General features: G+C 46.0%; 1 protein-coding gene. It reads left to right on the plus strand.

Features of this window, described 5'->3' with window-relative positions; all coding sequences use genetic code 11:
- The coding region (locus IY568_RS24330) for an RHS repeat protein (RefSeq protein ID WP_194868961.1) at positions 1 to 1,512 on the plus strand (1,512 nt) is incomplete at both ends.

The following is a 1,512-nucleotide window of genomic DNA, read 5'->3' on the forward strand; positions in this document are numbered from 1 at the left end:
CGACCATGAGTACGGCTTCTGTTAACACCAGTATCTGGCGTTTAAAATCAGACATGACCTCAAGTTATGGTCGTAAGCAGGAAACAAGCTTTGTCACTGCGAACAGCACTAAGCCTTATCTGGTATACCCGTCCAGAACGATTACTAAAACTTATAATACAGATGTCAGCAGTCTGACGCTGATATCAACCAAAACTAAAACCGTGTCTTCAGTAGACAGTTTCGGTAATCCAGTAAAACACAGCAGTGTGATTGATACGAAAAACGGTTACGCAAAGACGGATACAACGAACACGTATGGTTACAGCTATCATGGTGGCCGGGTTACTAAAACGGTTGAGACCAAGCGTTATTTGAACCGTTTGAATGGCACAAATAAAGGGAACTATCAGAATACCCACACCTCAACCTTTGCCTATGACAGTAAAGGACGGTTAATAAAGACCACTGCAGATAACGGTGTGGCGAAAAGCTATACCCTGAACAGTTATGGTCTGATCACTAAAGAAACCGTCTCTAAGTCAGGTTTACCCACCAAGACGCTGGAAACCTACTATGACAGTACTTACCGCTTGGTGACCGGCGAGAAGAACAGCCTCGGGCATCGCAGCACCATAGGTTATGATAGCCTGGGTCGCAAGTCTTATACCCAGACTGCCAATGGTCAGCGTACTTACTATACCTATAATAAACTGGGCCGTCTGACGGGAGAAGTTTCAACCCCGGCCGACAACACAAGCAAGACTGGCACTAAGGCGCTGAGCACTAGTCAGAGTAAATACTGGTGCACCAGTGGCTGTATCAGTGGGGCTGCTTATTACGAGGAAAGTGTCTCGGAAAGTGACCCAACGAGTCGCACTTACTATGATAAGTATGGCCGTGTTCTACGCGAATCTACTCTTTCAAGAAGTGGTACTTACACGCACGTGGACTCTATCTACGACACGAAAGGACGTAAATATAAAGAGTCCATGCCGTATTTCCACGGTGGCACGACACTTTGGAATGTGTACAAATACGATAAGCAAAACCGGGTTGTGCAGGTCACTAAGGCAGATGGCTCTATCTGGAAAACCGAGTACAACGGCGAGAGTGTGACCACGGTTAACCCGTCTAATCATAAACATACCCAGCTGAAAAATATGATGGGCTTGCTGGTCAAAGTCACAGATGCAAACAGTAAGTCAGCTTATTACGAGTATGATGAAAAAGGAAAAACCCGTCTGTTAACGGGGCCTAAGGGCAATAAGATCCAGGTTAGTTATGATAAGTATGGTAACAAAACCCGGGTAATTGACCCGGATAAGGGAACGGTCAACTATAGTTATAATGCTTATCATCAGTTGACTCGCGAGTCAGACAGCAACGGTAATGTGATCACGTACCAATACGATGTGCTGGGACGCTCAAAAGAGGTGCAGCGTAAGCGCGGTAGTAAACTGGAACATCATGCGGTCAATACCTATGACAGTGGTGCGTATGCCAAGGGGATGATTGCGGTGACGACCGATA

It is taken from the genome of Pseudoalteromonas sp. PPB1 (assembly GCF_015356275.1).
Taxonomy (GTDB): Bacteria; Pseudomonadota; Gammaproteobacteria; order Enterobacterales; family Alteromonadaceae; genus Pseudoalteromonas; species Pseudoalteromonas rubra_D.